The 21,240-nt window shown below is 35.8% G+C and carries 25 protein-coding genes; 7 read left to right on the plus strand and 18 right to left on the minus strand.

Annotated elements, in window-relative coordinates:
• Window positions 1–122 precede the first annotated feature (122 nt).
• Complete coding sequence (locus tag Q5760_RS18695; RefSeq protein WP_428909125.1) at window positions 123–1,355, minus strand: MFS transporter; 1,233 nt, start codon at window positions 1,353–1,355, stop codon at window positions 123–125.
• A 248-nt stretch (window positions 1,356–1,603) separates the two neighbouring features.
• Between Q5760_RS18695 and Q5760_RS18700 the strand changes: the two genes are divergently transcribed.
• Window positions 1,604–2,308, plus strand: coding sequence for a Crp/Fnr family transcriptional regulator (locus Q5760_RS18700; protein WP_428909126.1), 705 nt, complete (start codon window positions 1,604–1,606; stop codon window positions 2,306–2,308).
• A gap of 62 nt (window positions 2,309–2,370) precedes the next feature.
• On the opposite strand, the gene Q5760_RS18705 is transcribed toward Q5760_RS18700, so the two are convergent.
• Window positions 2,371–2,850 (minus strand): DUF456 domain-containing protein, encoded by a 480-nt coding sequence (locus Q5760_RS18705; protein WP_428909127.1) that lies wholly within the window; start codon window positions 2,848–2,850, stop codon window positions 2,371–2,373.
• A 152-nt stretch (window positions 2,851–3,002) separates the two neighbouring features.
• Here Q5760_RS18705 and Q5760_RS18710 point away from each other — a divergent pair, with 152 nt between their 5' ends.
• The gene (locus Q5760_RS18710; protein ID WP_428909128.1) at window positions 3,003–3,779 is read left to right on the plus strand and encodes a DUF1189 domain-containing protein; all 777 of its coding nucleotides are present in this window, start codon (window positions 3,003–3,005) and stop codon (window positions 3,777–3,779) included.
• A 37-nt stretch (window positions 3,780–3,816) separates the two neighbouring features.
• Here Q5760_RS18710 and Q5760_RS18715 read toward each other — a convergent pair whose 3' ends face one another.
• From Q5760_RS18715 to Q5760_RS18755, 9 genes are all read right to left on the minus strand, one after another.
• Entirely contained in the window at window positions 3,817–4,167 is a 351-nt protein-coding gene (locus tag Q5760_RS18715; protein ID WP_428909129.1) for a 2Fe-2S iron-sulfur cluster-binding protein, read from the minus strand.
• 52 nt (window positions 4,168–4,219) lie between these two features.
• Entirely contained in the window at window positions 4,220–4,900 is a 681-nt protein-coding gene (locus Q5760_RS18720) for a GntR family transcriptional regulator (RefSeq protein ID WP_428909130.1), read from the minus strand.
• 35 nt (window positions 4,901–4,935) lie between these two features.
• Window positions 4,936–5,466: a chromate transporter gene (locus Q5760_RS18725; RefSeq protein ID WP_428909131.1), complete on the minus strand. Its 531-nt coding sequence runs from the start codon at window positions 5,464–5,466 to the stop codon at window positions 4,936–4,938.
• A complete protein-coding gene (locus Q5760_RS18730; protein ID WP_428909132.1) occupies window positions 5,463–6,056 on the minus strand; it encodes a chromate transporter in 594 nt (197 codons plus the stop codon). The genes Q5760_RS18725 and Q5760_RS18730 overlap by 4 nt, the downstream gene beginning before the upstream one ends.
• A gap of 106 nt (window positions 6,057–6,162) precedes the next feature.
• On the minus strand, window positions 6,163–6,636 hold the full coding sequence (locus tag Q5760_RS18735) for a GlcG/HbpS family heme-binding protein (RefSeq protein ID WP_428909133.1): 474 nt from the start codon (window positions 6,634–6,636) through the stop codon (window positions 6,163–6,165).
• 16 nt (window positions 6,637–6,652) lie between these two features.
• Window positions 6,653–8,116: an aldehyde dehydrogenase family protein gene (locus Q5760_RS18740; RefSeq protein WP_428909134.1), complete on the minus strand. Its 1,464-nt coding sequence runs from the start codon at window positions 8,114–8,116 to the stop codon at window positions 6,653–6,655.
• Between the two features lie 164 nt (window positions 8,117–8,280).
• Window positions 8,281–9,012: a TenA family transcriptional regulator gene (locus tag Q5760_RS18745; RefSeq protein WP_428909135.1), complete on the minus strand. Its 732-nt coding sequence runs from the start codon at window positions 9,010–9,012 to the stop codon at window positions 8,281–8,283.
• Between the two features lie 197 nt (window positions 9,013–9,209).
• A complete protein-coding gene (locus tag Q5760_RS18750) occupies window positions 9,210–9,977 on the minus strand; it encodes a creatininase family protein (protein ID WP_428909136.1) in 768 nt (255 codons plus the stop codon).
• Between the two features lie 39 nt (window positions 9,978–10,016).
• Window positions 10,017–10,349 (minus strand): 2Fe-2S iron-sulfur cluster-binding protein, encoded by a 333-nt coding sequence (locus Q5760_RS18755; protein WP_428909137.1) that lies wholly within the window; start codon window positions 10,347–10,349, stop codon window positions 10,017–10,019.
• A gap of 399 nt (window positions 10,350–10,748) precedes the next feature.
• On the opposite strand from Q5760_RS18755, the gene Q5760_RS18760 reads away from it, so the two are divergent.
• Both Q5760_RS18760 and Q5760_RS18765 read left to right on the plus strand, forming a co-directional pair.
• A complete protein-coding gene (locus tag Q5760_RS18760; protein ID WP_428909138.1) occupies window positions 10,749–11,084 on the plus strand; it encodes a hypothetical protein in 336 nt (111 codons plus the stop codon).
• A 410-nt stretch (window positions 11,085–11,494) separates the two neighbouring features.
• On the plus strand, window positions 11,495–12,868 hold the full coding sequence (locus Q5760_RS18765) for a hypothetical protein (RefSeq protein ID WP_428909139.1): 1,374 nt from the start codon (window positions 11,495–11,497) through the stop codon (window positions 12,866–12,868).
• Between the two features lie 54 nt (window positions 12,869–12,922).
• Here Q5760_RS18765 and Q5760_RS18770 read toward each other — a convergent pair whose 3' ends face one another.
• From Q5760_RS18770 to Q5760_RS18780, 3 genes are all read right to left on the minus strand, one after another.
• Complete coding sequence (locus Q5760_RS18770) at window positions 12,923–13,582, minus strand: NAD(P)-binding domain-containing protein (RefSeq protein ID WP_428909140.1); 660 nt, start codon at window positions 13,580–13,582, stop codon at window positions 12,923–12,925.
• Between the two features lie 67 nt (window positions 13,583–13,649).
• A complete protein-coding gene (locus Q5760_RS18775) occupies window positions 13,650–15,098 on the minus strand; it encodes a hypothetical protein (protein ID WP_428909141.1) in 1,449 nt (482 codons plus the stop codon).
• A 399-nt stretch (window positions 15,099–15,497) separates the two neighbouring features.
• Window positions 15,498–16,163 (minus strand): GntR family transcriptional regulator, encoded by a 666-nt coding sequence (locus Q5760_RS18780; protein ID WP_428909142.1) that lies wholly within the window; start codon window positions 16,161–16,163, stop codon window positions 15,498–15,500.
• Window positions 16,164–16,310: 147 nt separating this feature from the next.
• Between Q5760_RS18780 and Q5760_RS18785 the strand changes: the two genes are divergently transcribed.
• Window positions 16,311–16,643, plus strand: a complete 333-nt coding sequence (locus Q5760_RS18785; RefSeq protein WP_428909143.1) for a hypothetical protein — start codon at window positions 16,311–16,313, stop codon at window positions 16,641–16,643.
• Between the two features lie 142 nt (window positions 16,644–16,785).
• On the plus strand, window positions 16,786–17,874 hold the full coding sequence (ispG, locus tag Q5760_RS18790; protein WP_428912629.1) for a flavodoxin-dependent (E)-4-hydroxy-3-methylbut-2-enyl-diphosphate synthase: 1,089 nt from the start codon (window positions 16,786–16,788) through the stop codon (window positions 17,872–17,874).
• 46 nt (window positions 17,875–17,920) lie between these two features.
• On the opposite strand, the gene Q5760_RS18795 is transcribed toward ispG, so the two are convergent.
• From Q5760_RS18795 to Q5760_RS18810, 4 genes are all read right to left on the minus strand, one after another.
• Window positions 17,921–18,547: a hypothetical protein gene (locus tag Q5760_RS18795; protein ID WP_428909144.1), complete on the minus strand. Its 627-nt coding sequence runs from the start codon at window positions 18,545–18,547 to the stop codon at window positions 17,921–17,923.
• Window positions 18,548–18,708: 161 nt separating this feature from the next.
• On the minus strand, window positions 18,709–19,128 hold the full coding sequence (locus tag Q5760_RS18800) for a Fur family transcriptional regulator (RefSeq protein ID WP_428909145.1): 420 nt from the start codon (window positions 19,126–19,128) through the stop codon (window positions 18,709–18,711).
• 10 nt (window positions 19,129–19,138) lie between these two features.
• Complete coding sequence (locus tag Q5760_RS18805) at window positions 19,139–19,981, minus strand: metal ABC transporter permease (RefSeq protein ID WP_428909146.1); 843 nt, start codon at window positions 19,979–19,981, stop codon at window positions 19,139–19,141.
• A gap of 3 nt (window positions 19,982–19,984) precedes the next feature.
• Entirely contained in the window at window positions 19,985–20,770 is a 786-nt protein-coding gene (locus Q5760_RS18810) for a metal ABC transporter ATP-binding protein (protein ID WP_428909147.1), read from the minus strand.
• A 161-nt stretch (window positions 20,771–20,931) separates the two neighbouring features.
• Here Q5760_RS18810 and Q5760_RS18815 point away from each other — a divergent pair, with 161 nt between their 5' ends.
• Window positions 20,932–21,186, plus strand: coding sequence for a DUF2624 domain-containing protein (locus tag Q5760_RS18815; RefSeq protein ID WP_428909148.1), 255 nt, complete (start codon window positions 20,932–20,934; stop codon window positions 21,184–21,186).
• Window positions 21,187–21,240 lie beyond the last annotated feature (54 nt).

Here is a 21,240-nt window from a genome sequence, read left to right on the forward strand (position 1 = left end):
TTTTTCTTGTTCAACTAACCTCTCACTTCCTTCTCTAGCCATTCAATTTCTATTTTAAAAGAAAATGTACTAGAATACCACAGAAACCTTACATGAATATTTTTCAATGGAAAAGAGAGGTACTAGACCTCTCTTGTTTGTGTGTTGAATGACACACGTCTTATAAAATAATAGATGAACGTATGACCTGCACCAAGTACCAAGAATAAAATGGGAAGGCTCTGCTTTGTATCCATGAATTTTACCATAATAATGAATAATAGAATCGAAAGAACTCTTCCTATATTTAAAAACACTTCTCTAACAACGATATATTCGATTCTCATTTCAGCAGCCTGCCAACCCGATCCGATTACATCATAAGTAATCGATAAATATGGTACAAGAAGTAATGGGTATGCAATTGCGATCGTAACTGCATATATCATTAACTTCATGTAAGTAACATCAAAAGCAATGAGGAATAAAGCTGCATATAACAAAATTCCTCCTATTAATATCGATTTTAATCGCTGCTCTTTTTTGATTAAGCGCGATACGGCAAAATAACTAACAAACGAAACACCTGAATTCAGTAATCCGTACTTTCCGAGTGCCATTTCTGTGCCAGTCGATAGAAAGACGAGAACAGAAATCATAAAGGCAAAAATACCTTCTCTTAATCCCTGACAAACATGAGCATTGGTAACCATTTTCCAATTATAATTATTTTTTCGCTCTGCTAGAATTCTTTTAAATGCGTATTTTCCACTTGCGGGTCTTCTTTTTAAAAAGAAACTTAGTACGACAGCTAGAGCAAATAAGGATAATGAAATTCCAAATACAACCGAGTACCCAGACGTTTTTGTCATTTTTGAAATAATATAACCAGCTGCAAACGGACCAACCATACCACCAGCAGATGTTAAGATCCCTAAAAACCCATTAAAGAAATCCCTTGTTTCTGGCTCAGTGATTTCAAAAGTAAGAAGATTAAATGCTAACCAGTAGAAACCATAGCCAATTCCAAGGACAGCCCCTAGTAGCAATAAGTATTTAGCAGCATCTGACCCAAAACCCAAAACGCTTAAATAAAACAGGGCTAAAAAGATAACACCAATTCTTAGAACGATAACACGGTCGATCTTTTTTGCCATTCTTCCTGCCAGAATAAAGGTCAATGGTTGGGCAATAACAGACATTAAATTATACAAACCAATATCAATTAGATCCCCTGTTTGTTTCCATAAAAAGATATTAACAAACGTATTAGACAGAGCAATACTAAGCGAATATAGCCCACCAATCAAAAGTAAAAGTATCAAATCTTTCGTTAAATCAATTTCTCCGAACAGATGCTTTTTGAATTTACTCATAAAAAAACTCCCCTTTGTCTATAAGGGGTAGTTTGAACAAATAAGATGACGTTATTCAATGAATAGGAAAGTCATTTCATTATTAAAATTCAATAAATTGTCATGAATATCCAAAAAGCTGTCATGTCAACGATATAAGTCATATTCCGTTCACTTTTTATCCTTAATTGGTGAGAACCGATATTGCTCAAGATTCTACTTTTTGATTAAATCAAATTAGAGATTGTAATTCCAAAGGGGTGTAACGGATGTTAAATATTAAAGAACTAAACATTTCCCTCTATAGTTTATTAATTCAACATTTTATTGATAAAGAACCGATTCAAAAAATACCTGTTGGTTCCTTCTTATTTCAAGAAAAGGAAGAAGTAGAGAATATCTATCTACTATTAAATGGGAGCATTTCGATTGGAAGAGTTCATGTTAAAGGAAAGGAATTTATCTTAAAAATTTTAAGTGGCGAAGAAGTGATTATAGAGTATGAATTATTTAAACAACATCCTTCTTATCATTTTTTTGCAAAAACGATGTCGAATTGCGACATCCTTGTGATTAAAAGAACCCAATTTGAAGAGTATGCATTAAATGAACCAAGTATTTTAGCAGCACTATCTAATCATTTAAGTACTCGATATATAAAATCACAAATAAAATGCCAAGATTTAATTATGAACGGTAAAAAAGGTGGATTATATTCCATATTAATTCGATTATGCAACAGCTATGGTATTGTAACCGAGAATGGCATTTTAATTGATTTACCTATTACCCATCAAGAGTTGGCTAATTTAACATTCGGTACCCGTGAAGTGATTCAAAGAATGTTAAAGGAACTTAGAGAAAAAGATGTGATCTCATATGAGCATCAACGGTTTACGGTTAAAAATTTAGCTTACCTAAGACATGAAGTAGACTGTCAAAACTGTAGTAAACAAATTTGTGGATTGAACTAAATTATCCAAAGGGGATCAAAAACCATTTTCACCGATTTTTGATCCCTAGCTTTTAGCATCCCTCAAATAATCCAAATAAAATAGAGAATCATGATCAATTGGATGATTCCTTTTGTAAAAATACTACTAATAAACCCTACGACAGAACCAAATCCAATTTTTAATGCTTCATTTACACTTGTTCGGTGAACAATCCATTCTGCTAGAAATGCCCCTAAAAATGGACCTAAGATGATCCCTAAAAAAGGAATAATAAAAGGTCCTACCAGTAACCCAATGGTACTTCCCCAAATACCGGCTTTTGTGCCTCCAAATTTTTTGACACCGATTAAATTCGAAACATAATCAGCACCTGTTAATAAAAGAACTAATAATCCTTGAATGAGCCAGAACACCCAATTAAACGGTTCAAATGAAAATAATAAACCATATAATAGAAATCCCGCAAATATAAAAAGTACACTCGGAATAATCGGATACACAAGACCAATAAATGCAATAATAAACAGTATAATAATAAGACCCCAATAGATATATTCCATACCCTACCTCCTTGTTTTACCTACATTTTATTCCTATAATCATGCTAATCCTCTAATTATTGTACAATTTATTTTATAAACGGTACAATTATGAATGGTCTAAATTCCAATGATAAGGCTCAAATAAGTATTAATCTTAAAGGATGTGTGAAATGAATATATTTAAACAACTCATTGTCAGTCTATATTCTCCAAAGGATATCTCAACTTTTCGAAATCAAGGAATTGGGAAGACGATTCTTTACGTATTTTTCCTTACGTTCATCTCTTTATTGCCTTCTTTTTATTTTTTCAGTACAACGGTCGTGAATGATTTTCAAATGATGCAAACTACCGTTCAAAACGATTTACCTTCGTTTACGATTGAAAATGGCGAGTTAAGCTCTGAAGAAAAGGCTCCAATTACAATTAATAAAGATGATTTCACCATCATGTTCGATAGTACCGGTACCGTAACAAGTGATGATGCAGGAAATACAAACAATTCGATTTATATATTGAAAAATGAAGTAATTTATACCTTTGCAGGACAATCTCAATCATTGCCATACACCGTTCTAGAGGGGATAAATTTAACGAAAGAAGACGTGGTAGAACTAACCTCATCAATGGAATCCTTCTTACCGATCTTTATTCCAATCGTCCTTGTTATCATTTATCTCTTATCATCTGTAGGTAAATTTATTGGTGTATTCTTTTTAGCATTAATTGGTCTCATCTTAAACAATACGCTAAGAAGAAACCTTACATATGGAAGACTATGGCGACTTGCAGCCTATAGTATCACATTACCGACCATTTTCTTTATGATAATGGAGGCATTAAGAACCATCGTTCCAAGTGGATTCCTTATTTATTGGTTGGTTGCGATCATTATGCTCGTTCTCGTATTGAAAGAAATTCCTTCCCAAGAAGCTAAAGAAGAATAGAGCATAAAAAGAGCTGTCAAGATGACAGCTCTTTTTATCATTTTATCGTTTGCGGTGAAACTCTATGTTTTTCTGGTTTTCTTTTTACTACTTCTTTTCTTGTTTCTTCATTCCAAGAAATGGCGATATCACCATCTATCACAAAGGTTTGACATCCTAAGCGATATCCCTTTTCTACTAGTTCATCCCCAAGCTTTCTTCTTTCATGTGTTTTAACCTGATCTAGGTATTCCGCACCTTCTTCAATTTTAAACACACAGTTTCCACAAATTCCACCACCACAGCGATTTGGCAATTCACCATCATAGCGTAGGGACATTCTTAAAACACTTGAGTTCTCTGGAACATCAATCACTTTATTACTATTGATAAAATTAATTTTTGGCATCAAAACTCCTCCTCATATCGGATCATATAGATTTGAAGAAAAAATTAACCCATTAAATGGTTGTTTTCTTCTTTCTATTTTTCATATATAAAACAAAGGCTTTTTTTGAGTTTTCGATATGAATTTTCATTAAATATTGAGCCATTTCTGCTTCTCCATCTCTTAAAGCCTTCATAATTTCAATATGTTCGCGTAAAGATTCTTTTCTTCTTCCCGGTGTTTCATAACCCATATTTGCTGACATATGAATAAAATCAAGTAAACCTGATAGAATTTCAAATAATTTCGGACTTTTCGATGCTTGATTAATCAACTGGTTCATTTCAATATGCTGTAAATCAAAATCATTTTCATCTTCTGCTTCGATCTTTTTTAATTCCTCGATTTTTTGATCTAATAGCTTTTTGGTTGCAGGCTCCATTCTTTCAGCAGCAAGTTTGACGGCAAGAACCTCAAGAGAAGACAATATGGTAAAAACTTCAATGACTTCTTGCTCAGAAATATCAGTAACAATAACACCTTTTCTTGGAACGGTTTTTACATAGCCTTGTGATTCTAGCCGAAACAAAGCTTCCCGAATGGGGGTACGGCTAATATTTAGTTTTGCTGCAAGATCTCTTTCGATAAGACGATCCCCTGCTTTAAAAGTTCCTTGTAAAATTAATTCTTTTAAATACTTATAAGCATGGTCGCGTACTGATAATAAGTGTCCTTCTTCCCATTTGATCTCCATCTAATCCCTCCTTCCTTAAACGAAATATGGAGGTATTAGGATAGAAAAACACCGCCATAACATAGAGCACCAAGAATGACAAAGGACGGATGTACCTTCCATCTGCTTAATGTTAAATAACTTAATCCAGTTAGTAATAAGAGATGAAAGACTCCACTGTCTTGGAAAGCTGCTAAAAAGAATTGGTACGCCATAACACCTAGAAGTACTGCAATAATCGGTTGAACCGATTTTGTCATCAATTTAACTTCAGCAGAATCTTTAAATAGATTTACAAACTTAAAGAGAATAACGACAGCAATCGCAGATGGAAGAATGGTAGCAGACAAGGCAATGACTGCACCGAGTACTCCCCCTAGCTCAAATCCAATATAACCAGCTAATTTCGTGGCAATCGGTCCTGGTAAAGCATTGGCAATCGCCAATAAATCCCCAAATTCTGATAATGTCATCCACTCATAATTATTGACCACTTCATTTTGAATTAAAGGAATCGTTGCAGGTCCGCCACCATACCCCAATATATTCGCAATGAAAAATGACCAAAAAAGATCCCAATACATCATAGGCTTCTTTCCTTCTGCCCAACAACGACCTCTGTTGTTTTCGCAGCCTGTTTTTTACGATAAGCAATAATAAATGCGGATAAGAGAAAAGCGGCAATTAAAATACCTGGATGAATACCTAGAATTTGCATGACAACAAAAGACAGAACCGTAAAAATCAACATTTTTGAAAGTCCTAAACCTTTATGTCCTTTTTCATAAAAACGATATGCCATTTCTGCTAACATATACCCGATTACAGGTGAAACCCCTAATACCATCCCTGCAACGATAGGGGAACTTTTGTACATGTAAAGAACCCCTAATAGCCCAATTAGCGCAATAATCGAAGGGAGTATATGTGTGGCAATGGCAATAACCGATCCTAAAATACCTTTTACTTTATAGCCAATATAAGCGGCCATTTTGGTCGCAATCGGGCCTGGTAACGTATTGGCCAATGCCAAGATTTCACCAAATTCATCTTCATTCATCCATTTGTATTTCTTCACTGCTTCATATTCAATTAATGGAATGGTGGACGGTCCACCTCCGTATCCGGTAACACCCGTGCGTGCAAAGCCAATGGCTAACTCCACATATTGATTCAAAGGAAATCTCCTTCTTTCTTCTAGTAAAAATTGAGCATAATAGATTTATAGGTAAGAAGGATCCCAATTACAAAATATTCGTTGCAAATGAGATCCAATTACTGTTTTATTTTTTGATATCGGCTGTAACAATCACTTCATAGCCTTCTAGATGCTGTTGTAAAGCTTCGAGTGCGGCTGTTCCGACCGCTGTATCTTGCTCACCGTTTCCACCGCTAATCCCAATCCCTCCAACTACTTCTCCATTGACTACAATCGGAAATCCACCAACAAAAACAGCAAACTTGCCATTGAGCATATGTTGAATTCCAAACGCCTCATTTCCTGGTAAAGCAGGACCATTTGGCTCCTTATTGAATAAATGGGTAGAACGCTTATGACCTCCCGCCGTATAAGCCTTCGCAATGGCAATTTCAGGACCAGTTATACGAGCCCCATTCATCCTTTCAAGAGCAATTAAGTTCCCACCATCATCAACAATGGCAATCGTTTCAAACGCATTAACCTCTTCTGACTTTTTCTTTGCAGCCTCAATCATCAATTTTGCTTCTTCGAGTTCTAATTTTAATGCTGTTTTCATTTCAAAATCCTCCCTATTAATATCCGATATATACCGTTTTTACTTGTGTGAAAAATTCTAAACCAACTCGACCAGATTCTCTAAACGTAGAAGTACTTGAATTTTTTAAACCTCCGAACGGAGCATTCATTAAATTTCCGGTTGTTGTTCGGTTCACCTTAACAGTTCCTGCTTGAATATCTTTCGTGAATGCTTGGGCCACTTTCAAATTATTAGTCACGATTGAAGCAGACAACCCATACTCCACATCATTGGCTACTTTAATTGCTTCTTCATAAGAATCTACCTCTATAACGCCTATAACAGGACCAAAGATTTCCTCTTTCGCAATTCTCATATCCCTTTTTACATTTGTAAAAATGGTCGGTTGAACATAATAACCTTTTTTATAGTCGCCTTCTGTTATTTGTTCACCACCATAGGCTGTTGTCGCGCCATCTTCTTTTCCATACTGAATATATTTCAATACATTTTTTAGCTGTTTCTCATTTGCTAGTGGTCCTATTTTGGCACCCGCTTCAAAACCGTTTCCAATCTTTAACGCACTGGCTTTTTCGATCAACTTTTCAACATATGCATCCTTCACATCTTTTAATACAATGACTCGGCTTGTTCCCGTACAGGCCTGACCTGATAATGAAAATCCTCCATTAATGGTAAGAGTAGCTGCTAAATCGATGTCTGCATCGTCCATAACAATAATTGGATTTTTTCCACCTAACTCCATTTGTGTTCTAGTTGTAAAGGATGACTTCGCATATATGTCCTCACCTGCTGAGGTTGATCCTGTAAAGGTAACCGCCTTTATGGCCGGGTCTGTTACAAGTAAATCCCCAACATCAGAAGCTTTACCTGTCACTAAATTAATGACACCTTTTGGAATCCCTGCATTATGTAAGGCTTCAACAAGGCGTATTGCAATTAGTGGAGTATCTGATGAAGGTTTGAATACAACCGTATTACCAGTTATTAAAGCTGGGGCGATTTTACGAGAAGGAATTGAAATGGGAAAATTCCATGGAGTGATGACACTCACAACTCCTAATGGTTCTCTTTCCGTTGAAACCTTCATATTTGGATCATCATTTGGGAATGTTTCACCCGTAAAGGTTTGACCTTCAACCGCATAAAAACGCAAGGTTTGGGCTGAACGCAGCACCTCATTTTTGGAATCGGTCACTGGCTTTCCCTCTTCTCTTGTTAACTCTTCTGCATAGTTTTCCGCATTCTGTTCTAGAATGTCAGCCGCTTTATTTAAGATTGCCGCTCGTTTAGAAGGGGATACCTTTGACCACTGGGGAAATGCCGCTTTTGCTGCCTCAATGGCTTCTTTTACATCTTGTTCATTGGATGCTTGAAACAGTCCAACAACGTCCTCAACATCTGCTGGATTAATATTTTCAAAGGTTCTCTTATGAATGGATTCCTTCCATTCTCCATTTATATAGTTGCTGTATACTTCAACTTTTGTTGATAGCACATCTATCACGACTCCTTTTTATCTTTTTTGTAAAAAAATAGGCCGTCACATAAACCTCGTAATTCCAAGATTCTTTTTTGACGGCCATGAATGGTCTTTGTTTTCTTATTGTCCAGCTCAATCGCCTACCCCCTCGAAGGGTAAGCAAGACGCTCCCGCTTTTGTTATTTTATTTCTACTAAATCTCCAAGGTCTTCTTGTAGGTATTCTCTCCATAGAGAGTCTGTATAAGCACGTCTCATATCAGCACCAACGCGAACGATATCGATGCAACGTTGTTGTAATTCAGGTGTATCTGCATGATCTAGAACAATTTTATAACCACGCTCACCATGGATTTCATCTGAAACGATGTGTAAATCAAAGAATTCGATTTCTTCGTCTGTAAATCCATATTTTTCACGTAATACTGGAGTTTGTTTACGATAAATATCTGGAACCTGTGATTCTAAACCGACGACTAACGCAGCTGTTGCCACTACAAAATGTTCTCTTGCTGCAACTGCGTAGCACCAGCTTTGAAGTCCTCTTGTTACTGGTGTCATATTATTTGGATCTTGAACTCTTTCTCTTGTTGTTCCACATGCTTCAGCAAATCGGATAAGTAGATCTGTATGACGATCTGCAGCAATTTCTTCTTCATACATATTTTGTAAAATAAAGTCTTTTGCAGATTCATATTCTGGGATATCTGGAGTGTTATGATAAATGTAAGCTAAATAGTTAGCGAATGGTCCTACGTAGTGATAGTGATTTTCTGCCCATCTTGCAAAATGTTTTCTTTCTAGTTTTCCTTCTGCCCAAGCAACGGTAAATGGAGCTCTTTGACTATGATTTCCTTTAATAGCATCCTCTAAAGCTTTACGAAATTCATCTTTTGATAATAATTCTGTCATCATTAATTCCCTCCATTTTATTAATAGTATTTTATATTTTGTATACCAAAATGAATTAAGAAAATTAGGTAACCCTTACACTTTTAACGTGTTTATGAGGTATTTGGTATACCGTTAAACATATAATAAAACATCTTTCTAAATTTGTAAACACAATTTTATGAATTTTTTAAATTTTTAATCTATTCTAATTCTAGTTACTGAACATCCACTCTGATCTTCAGTAATTGTGACAGTTCTCTAACCAAATTGTCTAATGCTTCTTCCACGATCCTCTCTCCAATTTCTCTACTAGCCTTAGTCGCGTCTCCAATGCATCCATTTTCCGTCATTTCATCATAAGAATAATAGCCTTGAATCGCATTGCCTGGTCTCAATTGTTTCCATCTGCCCTGATCTTGAATAGTTCCCTTAGTTATTTTGTCTGGTCGAATAAGCTCTGGTGCTAAATATAAAGCTTCTGATACTTCCCGTTCACAACTATGACCGAATAATGGTGAAGTGATGAATTCTTTAATGGAATGTTTTGCAGAAGCCGTTGTTTTTGCAAAATAAATTTCTACTGACAACTCTTTTGAGAGTGTTAACGATGCGAGATTTAAAGTAGATTGATTACCTCCATGGGAATTTAATAACAAAAACTTATTAATTCCATGAAACTGTAAAGACGCTATCATATCTCTTAAAATAGCGATTAAAGTGGTTGGCTGTAACGCAATCGTACCCGGAAAATTCAAATGATGCTGTGAAACTCCCATATTAATTACAGGAGTCACGACTGCATACGGATGCATTCTTTCACAAAGCTTCTTAGCCATTCTTTCAGCAAGTACAGCATCACAACTTTCTACCATATGCGGTCCATGTTGTTCGTGTGCCCCGATAGGAATAATTGCAAATTGGATCGTATCTAATGCATCTTTAACTTCTTCCCATGTCATAGATGTTAAATCATAATATTCCATTTTAAGTCACCTGCCTCAGTTCTTTTAAAATATAATCTATTATTTCGATAACAAAGATGATTGTTTTTTAGGTGAGGTCACTGTAATATTCTCTTGAGAAATCTCTATATCATTTTGAATGTTCAATTGACACGTTAATCGATAGCCTTCACTAATTTTATCCCCCAGCATCTTTTCCTCTTTCCAGTTTGGTGCTGAAAGAGTATCAGCCCCATTTACGACTTGGCACACACATTTTGTACATCTTCCCATTCCACAACCATACTTTAATTTTGGAAATTGACGAATGCCTGCTAAAACGACTAAATTGGCATTTTCCTTTACTTCCTGTTCAATCGTTATACCGTCAACATGAAGGATCACTTTTGGCATAAAACCGCCCCTTTTCTTTTTTATTTGTTTAAATATAAAAATAAATTAGAAAATTTTGAATTCTTATTGAACATTTTACCACCTTGGTATACAATATTCAATAGAAAATGGTATACAAAATTCCGAAAGAGAGGTGAAATTTTAAAATCACCTAAAAAACTGCGTTTATATCAATGTTTAGAACATTAAAAATAAAAGCTGTTTTAAAGTTTTTGGTTGATTTTGACTATTGTTGATAGGAGTAGAAGTCCCAAAGACTCCTATGGGGGAAGCGAAAAAGGCAAGACAACTTAAGACATCAAGATAGGTAGCTCAAGGGTAAATGAGCAGAAAACGATGTACCTGAAACAGAAATCAACAACCAAATTAAATCCAAATCTAAAAATAGGAGTGAGTGTAATGGAAAAGTATATTGTATTAACAAATAAGGATTCCTTTCAAACTGTTTTAGATAATGATGGATTCCAGCCTATAGAAACCTATCATTTTTATTTCTTTAATGAATTAAAATCTAAATATACCATTGCCAAGATTGTAAAGGATTCTTTTAAAATTCAACTATATGAAAAATATGAAGGAAAAGAATATATTAACAACATCCATGTAAAGTTCTTTGAAACATTTCCAACTATTGAAGAAGCTAGAGAAGAATTAAATGAAATTGTAAAAGCATCTGGTAACGGAGAAGATTCTAAATACTCGAAGTTAGTTAAATCTGAGGATCTTGCTGTATAAAAGGCTTGTTCAGGATTCTACCTTAACTGCTTAATAAGAAGATATTTTTATCCGGAGATGAAGAATTTCACTCCGGTTTTCATTATTTATAGATAAAAATGAACAAAAAAAGAACCGTCACCATGTGACGGGAAATATGGATTAAAACTTTAATGTTTTTCTCAATGAGGCCAATTTTTTTTCAGCCTTTTGTGCAGCCTTTTTTGAGTAGAATAAATATTTAAACAACTTGATTACCCCCTAATCATTTGTTACTTTTATCTTACTACATTCTATGCAAAAATCAATCAAATTGTATACCAAATACCAAATTTAATTTAAAAATAGTGAAATTTCAGTTAAATTAAACATGAAAAACAGGTGTTGGTATACCACGAAACGGTCAATTATATTTTAAATGGGGGTGTGCCATGTTACGTTTATTGTTTTTATCGGTCATTATTTTATATTTAGTGTCAACCCTATTTCCAATCTTTAAAATAGGTTGGCTCCTATCAGGGATGTGTTTTGTAATAGTCATTATGACTGTAGGTAAAGTGAAAAAACTAGTCAGAGTGTTAGGTTGCTTCTTTTTACTATTAGGGGGATGGTTGTTATGTCACAGCGGTGCTAGTTGGCAGCAATACATCCTATCATTTGGTCCGATGCTCGATCTGCTAACCCTTTTTTCACTTGTTCCGATTTTAGGTATCCCGATTAAAATTGGCGATTATAACGAAAGTTTAAAAACCATTATTCAAAAAAAGGTAAAAACGACCGGACAACTATATATGTTAACATCAGGTATTTCGTATTTTTTTAGTATTTTTATGAACTTGGCCACTTTACCGATGACCTACTACTCAATGAAACCAGCGTTACCTCATTTTCCGATCAAAGAGAAAAATCGCTTCATGAGTAGAGCAATCACCCGTGGCTTTGCAATGCCTTTACTTTGGGCACCGGTTACACCGATTGTTGGAATTGTTGTAACGATGACTGGTGTAAGCTGGGTATCCATTTTACCATTTGTTATTCCTTTAAGTGTAATGGGTCTATTCATTGATTGGCAACTAGGACAAAAAAAATCTACTCAAAAGGTAGAAGTACTAAACCATAATGAGCAAGCTGCAACTGCCGAGGGATCCCCTACTCATTCCCCAAAAAGGGTACTTCATATTTTAGTTGCTATCTTAATTTTTAACTTATTCATGTCTTTTTTTGAATCAACATTTGATTTATCTTTCCTTATTCTTGTTTCGATTTTAGTGATCCCGTTTTCACTAACCTGGTCACTTATGATTCATAAAGGGAAGGAATATATCGTTCAATTGCTTGATCAATTAAAAGGAATATCGATTACGATGAAGGATCAATTTTTCATTTTTTTATGTGCAGGTTTTTTTATTTCTACGATCCACCTTTCAAAAAGTAATGAGGTGCTGAATCATTGGGTTTTAACTCTTGTGGATGCTATTGGGGCTGAAATTTTTATTCTCCTGTTGCCACTTATCCCACTAGCCCTAGCGTTTATCGGACTACACCCAGCCGTTAGTCTATCTCTTGTCGCTGGATCCTTGGATCCAAGTGTAATTGGTATATCACCACATATTCTAACTGTTTCTATGTTAATCGGTGCCGTTTCTTCCTTTTTAGTCGGTCCTTATAATGCAACACTAGGACTGATGTCTAATATTTTAAAAGAGAGTTCATTTAAGGTTTCCAATTGGAATCTTTCTTTTACTTCTGTATATATTGGATTTTCACTTCTCTATCTTTTAGTTTTAAATATGTTTCTTGGCTAAAGCAAAAACCATATAAAAAAAGGTGCATTGCCCTAGCAATGCACCTTTTTATCCTTATTTATTTTGAATTTCCGTTACAATACGTTTCGCAAAATGACCTAAATTGCCCTCATAATAAGATTTAATGACTTGAGGTGCAATCGATGTCAGTGCCCTTCCGACATAATCTGAAGATAGCCCCTTTTCTTCCATAATCGATTCAATCTTCATCGCGGCTTTAATACTATAATAAGTAGCTATTTTATTCACTTCATTTAGCGTTTCTTCAGAGTCTACAACTATTTTACCCTGATAATTGAATAAGTCTGCTACCCCACTTGGTATAGGAGATTCCGTAATAAATAAGCCATTTCCATTATCTAACAAATCTTTTGAATGTCCCATATACTTAATGCCTGTAATCGTTAAATCCGGAAATTGCTCTTTCAAATCGCTTGTCAAAAGGGCTGTTGCCATATTAATGAATTCGCTCTTTGGGCTTGTACCAAACTCAGTAAGGAACGGAGCGATATCTTTTGCTGATAATGCCAGTATGATATAATCCATTTCACTTAATTCTTTTTTCGTCAGCACATAACCATTACTATACTTTTTAACAAACTGTTCTGCCTTTGTTCGATCAGGGTGAGAAATCCCAATACGGATGTCATTTAGGCACCAATGTTTCATTAATGCTGTTCCTAATCTCCCAATTCCGACTAAAGCAACTTTCATAATGCTCTCCTTACTGATGCTATAATTTAAACACTATTATAAATTTTAAGTTAATTAAATAAATACTCTACCATATCAAAACGGCTACTAATGTTGATAAGAATAACCCCATGATGACTGGAGTAAAGTTTTTCCGTGCTAATTCCATTGGCGATAATTTTAAGAAACCAGCTATTGCAACTAGTGATGACCAAGCAACGATTGTTCCACCTGCCCAAATCGCTCCCATCTGTCCAATGGCCGCTAATGTAGAAGGATCAATTCCATTGCCAGTAGCTAACGCTCCGGATAATGCACCTGTTAATGGTAACCCAGAAAAACCTGAACCGTCAAGACCTGTTACGATCCCAACAATAAGGAGACCAAATCCTGCTAAGAATGGATTTTGCGGAATATAGGATTGTGCTGCTTGAATGACATCAAATAGAAACGCTGGTTTTGCTACATCTTCTCCAAGCGAAAGAATCGCGCCAGTAAAATCAGAACTACCCATGAAGAAAAACCCGGCAATCGGAATAACAGGTGCCATTGCTTTAAAGGCAAAAACAAATCCGTCTGTTAAATGATCACTCACTTTATCAAGGGCATGGATTCGATTCATCGCAAGGGTGGCTAAGATTAAGAGAATAACTGCTACACCGCCAATAAAGGCTGCTCCATCTCCTCCTTCAAGACCCGTACCACCGGTAAATTTATTGGTAAACATATAAATCATAACCGCTAATAATGATAGAGGTACTAAAACGGCAAAAAACTTCCCGTAGCTTTGTTTTCTTTTCGCTAACTCAGGTTCTTCAATGGCTGCAGCCAGCTCTTCTGATGCGGAGAAATACGCTTTTTCTTCTGCATTGAATACTCGATTCGATTTTAAAAGTGAATTATCTTTGATGACTTTATAATTTCTTATATATACGTATAGAAGTGCACTTAATCCAGTAATAAGGGATAGAACTAACGCTTTATCTGTCACTGGTGCTGTTTCAATTCCTGCGGCTGTTGCACTTAGCATTGGTGCAACCTGCATAATGTAGTCTGAGGATAAGGCCATACCTTGGCCTGCGATACAAACAACCATCGCTGCGGTCATTAAAGGTAAACCTGCTCTTACTGCGGCTGGTACTAGGAGAGCACAGATTAAAGGAACGGCTGGTGTTGGCCAAAAAAACAGGGAAATGATATAGGTTGCTCCAAGTAAGATTAAGAATGAAACATGCCCATTTACCATTACTTTTTGAATCGGTGCAACCATTCTTTGGTCGGCTCCAAGGTCCTTTAAAGCATTTAGCATTGCGATCATTAACGTGATGATCAAGAAAATACTAAATAATTCTCTTGCAGCCACTAAATTGGCATTAAATACAGCTTGAAATCCTGAGACTAGACTTCCTTTGTAGAATGCAGCAACAAGAAAGGTTCCTATAAGAACTGGCAATACAACGCCTTTTCTAAAAAGCATGGTTATAATTACCGACAGAGTCACCAACACGTAGATCCAGTGTGCAAATGTTAATTCCATATTTCCCCTCCATTATTAAAATATTTTAAAACTGATTCATTCCAACTTCTTTTTGTATTTCGTATATTGTATACCTAAATTTTCTCGAACAAACCACCCCTTTTTCACTATCGTGATAATGTTAATAATATACCATCAATATTCTTAATTGTCCAAACAATTTTGAATATTACATAATTTTATTTTTATAGGTATTTTTTACTTGTGAATAAACAGAAGACTGTTAAATCTGTTGTTAATAGTAGTGGAAAGCACGAATACCTCTTGCGGGAAAAGCGAAACAAGCAAGACACCGGAGACAAAAAGTGTCGAGATGGATCGGGATAGTTGAGAGGAAAGCAACAACCTAGTTAACAGGTCGAACAAAAAAAAGAAAAGCAAAGCTTCTCTTTTTTTAGACTACTCTTTATTCAAGGCCTCTGTATACGCCTTTTTAGAGTTTTCGATATGGATTTTTGTTAAATACTCGGTCATTTCTATTTCCTTATTAACAATCGCCTTCATGATATCCAAATGTTCTTTCATTGATTGTATCGCTCGACCCTCATTCTTATAGCCAATTTTTGCAAATGCACGAATATAATCAGATAATCCACTTAGAATCTCATACAATTTCGCATTCTTTGCCGTACTATAAATCAAGTGATTTAATTCTTTATGCAGGGCTGAATAATCAGTACTTTCTTCATTCTGTAAACTTTCCTCAACTTTGTTAATGTACTCTTTATATTTTGAAATTGTATCGCCATCTAGCTTTTCAATTGTCAATTTCGCCGCTAATACTTCTAATGAAGATAAAATGGTAAAGACCTCGAGTATTTCCTTTTCAGAAATTTCAGCGACAATGACTCCTTTTCTCGGTACTGTTTTTACAAAACCTTGTGACTCTAATCTAAATAATGCTTCCCGAATTGGTGTGCGGCTAATATTTAACTTTTCGGCTAGTTCTCTTTCCACTAAACGGTCTCCAGCTTTTAATTCGCCTTCTAGAATTAAATCCTTTAGATACAAATAGGCTCTTTCCCGAATTGAAAGAAGATTTTCTTCTGACCAGTTATTTGCCAATGTTCTCCCCTTCTCTCTGTGCTTCAATCATACCGATTATATCTTATACAATTCTTAAATTTCAATCATATTGTTACCTCTACCTTTGTTCTATTTCAAAAAGGACAAGCATAGAAATAAGTGATTATGAGTTACAGGAGGAGCCTTATGAAGCGCCTAATCTTATTCCTAGTCACAGTATTAGTCCTATATGTCATTTATTATGATTTAAATCATGGTACCCTTCCTGCTGTTTCGATCCAACAACAAGTAAAAGAAACCAACCACAATGACTCTGACGATCTTATGCCCTATTTTGAGCATACAGTTCAAAACGGCGATACAGTTTTATCTATTATTGAGGGCCAACTTGGTGGATCCATTCCCGTTCCAATTTCTGATGTTGTTAGTGATTTTAAAACACTCAATCAAGACCTTACACCTCAGGAAATACAGTCTGGCAAAAAGTATAAATTTCCTGACTACCAAAGGGTAGAATAAATACCCTCATTACGAACTTTAGTAATTGGCAATAATCTTTCCGTCAACATCCTTGTCAATTTCCTAACATCATTGCTACAATAATAATGGTGTGGATTAAATATGATTTTTTTATAAAAGGAGCGAACCACCATTGAGTGAGATTATACATCGTACAAAAACAAGACCGGTGAAGGTTGGCAATTTAACAATTGGCGGAAGTAACGAACTGTTTATTCAGAGTATGACGACTACAAAGACACATGATGTGGAAGCAACAGTTGAACAAATCAAAAGATTAGAAGAAGCTGGGTGCCAAATCGTACGTGTTGCTTGCCCTGACGAAAGAGCTGCAGATGCGATTGCTGAGATTAAGAAAAGAATTAATATTCCACTTGTCGTTGATATTCATTTTGACTATAAATTAGCCTTAAAAGCCATTGAAGGCGGGGCAGATAAAATCCGTATCAATCCAGGTAACATTGGAAAACGTGAAAAAGTAGAAGCCGTTGTAAAAGCAGCCAAGGAACGTGGAATTCCGATTCGAATTGGCGTTAATGCTGGCTCACTTGAGAAGCGGATTCTTGATAAATACGGTTACCCTACTGCTGACGGGATGGTTGAAAGTGCCCTCCATCACATCAAGATTCTTGAAGACCTAGATTTCCACGATATTATTGTATCGATGAAGGCTTCTGATGTGAACTTAGCGATTGAGGCCTATGAAAAAGCAGCCAGAACATTCGATTATCCTCTACACCTTGGAATCACTGAATCGGGAACTTTGTTTTCTGGTACAGTGAAAAGTGCTGCTGGATTAGGTGCTATTTTAAGCAGAGGAATTGGAAACACTCTCCGTATTTCTTTAAGCGCAGATCCTGTTGAAGAGGTAAAAGTAGCTCGTGAATTATTAAAATCATTTGGACTTTCTTCAAATGCAGCAACGCTTATTTCATGTCCTACATGCGGTAGAATCGAAATTGATTTAATTAGCATCGCCAATGAAGTTGAAGAGTATATTTCGACCATTAAGGCACCGATTAAAGTATCTGTACTGGGCTGTGCTGTAAACGGTCCTGGAGAAGCAAAAGAAGCTGATATCGGAATTGCAGGTGCACGTGGAGAAGGACTATTATTCCGTAAAGGACAGATCGTTCGAAAAGTGCCTGAGGCAACTATGGTTGAAGAATTGAAAAAAGAAATTGACCAAATTGCCCAAGAATATTTTGAAAAACAAAAACAAAATGCATAAAAAAAACGAAGGCGATGATGCCTTCGTTTTTTTATCTTACACCCAATTAAAAAAATGGGAGGATGAATATTCCTAAAAGAAGTGAAATCGCACCAATGGTAATCGCCCATGTTCCTGTTTTAGCCCCTCTGCCACGAGCGATAAACCCTAAAACAATACCGGTTATTCCAAATAGAACCGGAAAGACAAACAATGAAAGAATGGAAAGTGCAAGTGCAGCCAGTCCCATTGCTGTGCTGCCTTCTTTTGTTTGTCCTTGATCACGTGTACTCGCTTCTTGTCCGAAGCTTGACATCGTTGGTGCTAGTTCAGCTGCAGTTTCTTCTTGATAGCCTTCTGTTCCGTTAAAACCGTCATTTGAAAACTGCCTGACATTACTTTGTTCCAGGCTTGCATAAAGTTGTTCGTCGCTTGTATCACTTTGATATTGGTTCGCATAACTTTGAGATTGACTAGCATTTCCTTTAGTTGGACCTACATAGTATTGATTTTGGCTCACATTATTTTGTGCTAGGCTTTCATTAACTTGAACCTGATTAGTATTACTTTGAGATTGACCTATACTACTTGAAGTTTGGTTTGCATTACTTTGAGCTTGGCTTGCATTACTTTGAGCTTGGCTTGCATTATTCTGACCTTGACCAAAACGTTGGCGTTCGTCTAGATCTGCCACCTATATCCCTCGCTCTCATAAGCTGTTATGTTCAATCTAAATTGAACTGCCTTCGTCTTGAACTAAATCGTCCAATCTGTTAGGCCTTCATATTTTGTGCGAAAGATGGTTCATTTACAATAGCAATTATTGTATGCTCAGACATACTCTTCAAAGGTTGATTATTTTTGGATATGGCATTCAGGGCATGTTCCATAAATCTCAAATTTATGTCCTGAAATCTCATACCCCTTCAGGCTTTCTGATAGTTGGTTCATTGGACAGGTTTCAATTTCTTTTGTTTTCCCACAATCCAAACAAATAAAATGATGATGATGCTGATGGTGCGAGCATGTTAAACGAAAATGCTTTTCCCCAGATAACTCTGTCATTTCAACAATTCCAAGATCAACGAATAAAGATAAATTACGATAAATCGTATCAAAACTTAAGCCAGGATATTGGTCTTTTAAAAGATCTAAAACATCCTTTGCAGTTAAGTATTTATTATAGTCAGCAAAAAGCTGTAACATCTCTTCCCTTTTTCCTGTGTGCTTATACCCCTTCTCCTTTAGCAAGTTCATGGCTTCTGTAACATTCATTATACGCACCTCAAACCTTTCTTTTTAACAACCACTTTTTTACAAGAATGGCTAAAATCAATAAAATAATCGAAATAATGACAATGGTTCCTCCTGGAGCCAGATCTAAATAATACGAAATGATTAATCCACCAAGTACAGAGGTTTCCCCAAAAATAATCGAATAAATAATGGTTTGCTTAAAACCATTTGCAAGTCTTATCGCTGCTGCTACCGGTAATGTCATTAAGGAGGACACTAATAAAACACCGACAATTCTCATTGAAGAAGCAATAACAAGAGCCACCATGATTATAAACAACAAATGCAGTCTCTTCACAGGAATACCGGAAGCCTGTGCATGTTCTTCATCAAAGGAAATAATAAAAAGCTCCTTATAGAGCAAAATAACTAGAGAGATCACAAAAACACTAATGATGAGAATTGCCCATAAATCCTGTCTACTTACAGCCGATACACTTCCAAATAAATATCCGAAAAGATCTGTATTAAAACCATCCGCCAGTGAAATAAATAGAACGCTTAACCCTACTCCACCTGACATAATGATGGGGATCGCCAATTCTTCATAGTGCTTATAAACCGATCTTAGCTTTTCAATTAACAAAGATCCGGCAACCGAAAAAAACATCCCCATATACGTTGGATTTAACGTACCTGGTAAAAAAAATTTTTTTTCTAAAAGAAGACTGGCTGCGATTCCAGCAAGAGTCACATGACTTAACGCATCAGCGATGAGGGATAATCTCCTAACGACTACAAAAACACCTATTAACGGGGCAATAATTCCAATGATCATCCCTGTAAGAAAAGCATTTTGTAAAAATTCATATTGCAGGATACTTGAAATCATGTGTTATGTCCCCCTGTGTTGAAGAATACTTTGAGCCTGATTGAACATAAAAGGTTCAAGGCTAACAAATGAGGAGACCCCATTTGTTTGTAACTCGCCAAATTCTTTCGCATTTCCATGAAACCATATTCTTTTATTAAGATAGACAACTTCATTTACCTTCTCTGTCATCGCCCCAATATCATGGGTCACCAAGACAAGTGTAATCCCGAGATTTTTATTTAAATGCTCTAAGATTTGATAAAAAGATTGTACATGTGATGCATCTACCCCAACAGTAGGTTCATCCAAAACCAATAATTTTGGATCACTTACAAGAGCTCTTGCAATAAAAACACGTTGTTGCTGTCCTCCTGACAGTTCCCCAATATTTCTATTAATAAATGGGGTCAAACCAACGGATTCAATTGCCTCATATACTTTTTGCTGCTGTTTCTTATTCATGCGATGGAATAAACCAATTTTTTTCGTTAATCCGCTTTTAACCACTTCAAAAACGGTGGCAGGAAAACCTGTATTAAAAGAATTCGCCTTTTGTGATACAAAACCAATTCTTTCCCATTGTTTAAATTGTGATTGATCATCACCAAACAGTTTAATTTCTCCTTGTTGAACCTTCAACAACCCAAGAATTAACTTTAATAAAGTCGATTTTCCTGAACCATTGGGTCCAACAATCCCAAGAAAAGTCCCCTCATGGATCGAAAGCTCAATATCCTCTAACACGGGTTCTTTTTCGTAACGATAGGTCAATCCTTTTATTTTAATAATAGACTTGTCATTACACATACATTCACCTAATTTCCGAAATCATTCCGATTTAGTATTTTACAGGAATTCACTGAAAAAGTAAATAAAAGAACATAATCCTCTATGTATTCAGCTAATCTGAATCCTTTTCATCACTTTTTGATTTGTCCTTCCATATCATGCTATGAAGGAGTGATGGCATGAGTATATTCCAAAAAGTAATCAATCATAAAATTAATCATCTAACCACTGATGAATTATTAAAATATGCAAATCAATTTCAAATATCCATCTCTAGAAAAGAAGCATCCCAAGTTACCGGGTTCTTAAAAGGGAAAAAAGTGGATATTTTCAATGATAGTGAGCGCGCCCGTTTAATAAAGGCATTAGAGCGAATCACAAATCCTCAAACAGCAAAAGAAGTGGATCGTTTATTATCATCGTTTACCAAATAGAAAAGCGGAAACGCCTTGCTCACCCCCGATAAAGAAAACTCTCCGACTGACAAG

Source organism: Niallia sp. Kr1 (genome assembly GCF_050389805.1).
Taxonomy (GTDB): domain Bacteria; phylum Bacillota; class Bacilli; order Bacillales; family Cytobacillaceae; genus Bacillus_BD.

What these genes read in the sequence shown, in the direction of transcription:
- Q5760_RS18695 (WP_428909125.1), bottom strand. Translation starts at nt 1,355, where the DNA reads ATGAGTAAATTCAAAAAGCATCTGTTCGGAGAAATTGATTTAACGAAA.
- Q5760_RS18700 (WP_428909126.1), top strand. Translation starts at nt 1,604, where the DNA reads ATGTTAAATATTAAAGAACTAAACATTTCCCTCTATAGTTTATTAATT.
- Q5760_RS18705 (WP_428909127.1), bottom strand. Translation starts at nt 2,850, where the DNA reads ATGGAATATATCTATTGGGGTCTTATTATTATACTGTTTATTATTGCA.
- Q5760_RS18710 (WP_428909128.1), top strand. Translation starts at nt 3,003, where the DNA reads ATGAATATATTTAAACAACTCATTGTCAGTCTATATTCTCCAAAGGAT.
- Q5760_RS18715 (WP_428909129.1), bottom strand. Translation starts at nt 4,167, where the DNA reads ATGCCAAAAATTAATTTTATCAATAGTAATAAAGTGATTGATGTTCCA.
- Q5760_RS18720 (WP_428909130.1), bottom strand. Translation starts at nt 4,900, where the DNA reads ATGGAGATCAAATGGGAAGAAGGACACTTATTATCAGTACGCGACCAT.
- Q5760_RS18725 (WP_428909131.1), bottom strand. Translation starts at nt 5,466, where the DNA reads ATGATGTATTGGGATCTTTTTTGGTCATTTTTCATTGCGAATATATTG.
- Q5760_RS18735 (WP_428909133.1), bottom strand. Translation starts at nt 6,636, where the DNA reads ATGAAAACAGCATTAAAATTAGAACTCGAAGAAGCAAAATTGATGATT.
- Q5760_RS18745 (WP_428909135.1), bottom strand. Translation starts at nt 9,012, where the DNA reads ATGACAGAATTATTATCAAAAGATGAATTTCGTAAAGCTTTAGAGGAT.
- Q5760_RS18750 (WP_428909136.1), bottom strand. Translation starts at nt 9,977, where the DNA reads ATGGAATATTATGATTTAACATCTATGACATGGGAAGAAGTTAAAGAT.
- Q5760_RS18755 (WP_428909137.1), bottom strand. Translation starts at nt 10,349, where the DNA reads ATGCCAAAAGTGATCCTTCATGTTGACGGTATAACGATTGAACAGGAA.
- Q5760_RS18760 (WP_428909138.1), top strand. Translation starts at nt 10,749, where the DNA reads ATGGAAAAGTATATTGTATTAACAAATAAGGATTCCTTTCAAACTGTT.
- Q5760_RS18765 (WP_428909139.1), top strand. Translation starts at nt 11,495, where the DNA reads ATGTTACGTTTATTGTTTTTATCGGTCATTATTTTATATTTAGTGTCA.
- Q5760_RS18770 (WP_428909140.1), bottom strand. Translation starts at nt 13,582, where the DNA reads ATGAAAGTTGCTTTAGTCGGAATTGGGAGATTAGGAACAGCATTAATG.
- Q5760_RS18775 (WP_428909141.1), bottom strand. Translation starts at nt 15,098, where the DNA reads ATGGAATTAACATTTGCACACTGGATCTACGTGTTGGTGACTCTGTCG.
- Q5760_RS18785 (WP_428909143.1), top strand. Translation starts at nt 16,311, where the DNA reads ATGAAGCGCCTAATCTTATTCCTAGTCACAGTATTAGTCCTATATGTC.
- Q5760_RS18800 (WP_428909145.1), bottom strand. Translation starts at nt 19,128, where the DNA reads ATGAATGTTACAGAAGCCATGAACTTGCTAAAGGAGAAGGGGTATAAG.
- Q5760_RS18805 (WP_428909146.1), bottom strand. Translation starts at nt 19,981, where the DNA reads ATGATTTCAAGTATCCTGCAATATGAATTTTTACAAAATGCTTTTCTT.
- Q5760_RS18810 (WP_428909147.1), bottom strand. Translation starts at nt 20,770, where the DNA reads ATGTGTAATGACAAGTCTATTATTAAAATAAAAGGATTGACCTATCGT.
- Q5760_RS18815 (WP_428909148.1), top strand. Translation starts at nt 20,932, where the DNA reads ATGAGTATATTCCAAAAAGTAATCAATCATAAAATTAATCATCTAACC.